Source organism: Nocardiopsis lucentensis DSM 44048 (assembly GCF_000341125.1).
GTDB lineage: Bacteria > Actinomycetota > Actinomycetes > Streptosporangiales > Streptosporangiaceae > Nocardiopsis > Nocardiopsis lucentensis.
In genome coordinates this window covers 1-2,639 of record NZ_ANBC01000830.1, presented here as the reverse complement: position 1 = coordinate 2,639, position 2,639 = coordinate 1, and the positions used below count along the sequence as shown (strand labels likewise).

The window sequence follows — 2,639 nt, the reverse complement described above, 5'->3', positions numbered from 1 at the left end:
GCCGGTGGCCCGCCGTGGTGGCGGTGTTCCCGCCGGAGGTACCGGTGTCGCGCCCGCAGGTGTACACGGCGCTGACCCGGGCGGTGCGGCACGTGTCCTTGGTGGACGCCACGGGCGGCGCGCTGGAGTCGGGTGTGCTGGAGAACGCGGGCGCGGAGCGCACGACGCGGCTGGTGCGGGTGCTGCGGGAGGCGTAGGGTCGGGGGTCAGCCGCCGTACCGGGGGAAGACCGAGGTGTCGATCCGGACGTCCTTGAGCGGTTCGGGCAGGACGACGTCGGTACCGAACTCGACGTCGTGTCGGGCCTGGTACTCACCGTTCTTCGGGTCCCAGTACAGGCGGGTGGTACCGGCCCTCGGGTCGATGACGAGGTAGACGGGGATCCGCCACCGCGCGTACAGGGTCGGCTTGATCTTCGTGTCGTTGGCGGCGTTGCCCGGTGAGACGACCTCCACCACGCAGTCGACGTCGTCGGGACTCACCAGCCACCCGTCGTCCTCCTCCTCGACCGCGACCGGGACGATCATGAGGTCGGGGGTGGCGTAGTCGTCACCCTCGGGAGCCTCGACGGAGTACATCTGCTCCGCGGTTCGGTCATCAGGAAGCCGGTCGAACAGCTGAACGGAAAGTCGTCGAAGTACGGCTCCGTGCTTCTTCGACGGCGTGGGTGACATCACGATGGCCCCTTCGAGGACCTCCACCCTGAACCCCGGAGGGACGTCGAGGTGGTCGGCCACATCGCGCAGACTGATCGGGGTCAAACGCGCGTCGGAGGATTTTTCCAGTACGGCGGTCATGGGCTCCCCTTCCTTCCGCTTCGCCATCGTAGAAACCTCCGGGGGCGTGTGTACGGGTTTTCCCTCATCCTGTGCCCAAACGAGAGAGTGGGGCAAGGGACCGGGCCGGACGGAACTCACCGGTCGTACTGGCGGCAGCGCCCGGTGAACACGGTGGCGAGTTCCGCGCGCAGGGCCGCGCGGGCGTGGTCGGCGACGCCCGTTCCGCCCCGGTACACACGGGTGGCCAGCCCCTCGGTCACCGAGGCGATGCGCGTGGCGGCGGTGTCGGCGTCCGCGTCCGGTTCGACCTCCCCGCACTCGGTGCCGTTGCGCACCGCCCGGGCGATCTCCGCGTGCGTGGCCTCGGCGGTGCGCGCGTCCACCTCGGCCAGCGCGGGGCTGTCCAGGGCGCGCCCGGCGAAGGCGCGCACGACCCGGAACTCGGCGCGACGGGGCTCGTCGATCGGCAGGTGCTCGGAGAGGGCGTCCAGCAGGACGTCGGCGATGGTGCGCCGGTGGGCGGGCGCGGCGCGCACGATCTCGGCGACCCGGTCGGCGACCTCCGTGCTGACCTCCTGGAACGCGTGCAGCAGCATGTCGTCCTTGGCCCGGAAGTAGTGCTGCACGAGCCCGACCGACATCCCGGCGCGCGCGGCCGTGCGGGACACGGTGACGGTGTCCAGGCCGGTCTCGGCGATCATCTCGCGCACGGCCCGGGTGATCTGTGCACGCCTGAGGGCGTGGTCCGCTGTTCTTGGCACGACATAACCGTATCAGTGTATGGTAATAATCGTATGACCGTATGGTTACCCGAAGGAGCCCCCTGTGTACCGACGTGCCGCAGCCGTGTCCCTCGCCCTGGCCCTGGTGTCCCCCGCCCCGCCTCCGGCGTCCGCCGCGACGCGGGACATGGACTCCTACGTCCGCGCGCGCATGGCGGCGACCGACACCCCCGGGCTCGCCTACGCGGTGGTGGGACCCGAGGGGGTCGAGGAGCAGGGCGCCTTCGGGGTGGACGGGGACGGCGACCCCGTCACCGAGGACACCCCGTTCCTGTGGGGGTCGGTGGCCAAACCGGTGACCGCGACCGCCGCGCTGATCCTGTCGGAGGAGGGACGGCTCGACCTGGACGCCCCGGTGGAGGAGTACCTGCCCGAGTTCGCCGGCTTCGACGCCGACCCGACCGTGCGCGACCTGATGACGCAGACCTCGGGAATCACCGAGGCGGCCACGGTCGAGACCGCCGACGTGTACGGCCCGGAGTCGGCGGAGTTCGGGCCGCGCGTCGAGCGGATCGCGGCCTCCGAGGCGGGCACTCCCGGGACACACGAGTACAGCAGCGCGAACTACCTGATCCTGGGCGCGGTCATCGAACGCGTGACCGGCCGGGACTTCGGTTCCTACCTGCGCGGGGCCGTGCTGGACCCGGTGGGGATGGACGGCGCGTTCACCAGTGCCGAGGAGGCCGCGGCGGCGGGGCTGCCCCCGGGGTACCGCTCGCTGTGGGGTGTGCCGCTGGCCGACGCGGACGGCGTGGACGACGCCGGGGTGGCCTACGGATACCTGGGCGGGGACCTGGTGGCGCTGGCCGCGTTCGCTCGGGCGCAGTTGGCGGACGACCCGGCGGTGCTCGACGCGGGGACGCTGGCGCGGGCGCGCACGGGGATCGTCCCCGTGCCCGGTTCCGAGCAGGAGTACGGGCTGGGGTGGCGCGAGACCCGGTTGTCGGAGCTGGACGAGCCGATCGTCTTCCACGGCGGCGCGACCCCGGGCCACGCGGCGATCGTCGTGGTCCTGCCGGAGCACGACCGGGCGGTGGTGGTCCTCCAGAACACCTACGACCTGATGCGCGACGGGCGG

3 protein-coding genes and 1 pseudogene are annotated in these 2,639 nt (G+C 71.8%); 2 read left to right on the top strand and 2 right to left on the bottom strand.

Annotation, left to right across the window (positions count from 1 at the left end; translation table 11 throughout):
• Positions 1–197: pseudogene (locus D471_RS0128860) on the top strand (helix-hairpin-helix domain-containing protein); the annotation flags it as partial.
• 9 nt (positions 198–206) lie between these two features.
• Here the strand turns inward: D471_RS0128860 and D471_RS0128855 are convergent.
• Together D471_RS0128855 and D471_RS0128850 are read right to left on the bottom strand one after the other, a co-directional pair.
• Positions 207–797 carry a Uma2 family endonuclease gene (locus tag D471_RS0128855; protein ID WP_017601837.1) on the bottom strand — a complete coding sequence of 197 codons (591 nt, stop codon included), beginning with the start codon at positions 795–797 and terminating at the stop codon, positions 207–209.
• A gap of 116 nt (positions 798–913) precedes the next feature.
• Positions 914–1,540: a TetR/AcrR family transcriptional regulator gene (locus D471_RS0128850; protein WP_026128182.1), complete on the bottom strand. Its 627-nt coding sequence runs from the start codon at positions 1,538–1,540 to the stop codon at positions 914–916.
• Between the two features lie 64 nt (positions 1,541–1,604).
• Between D471_RS0128850 and D471_RS0128845 the strand changes: the two genes are divergently transcribed.
• A partial coding sequence (locus tag D471_RS0128845) for a serine hydrolase domain-containing protein (protein WP_026128181.1) occupies positions 1,605–2,639 on the top strand: 1,035 nt, incomplete at its 3' end.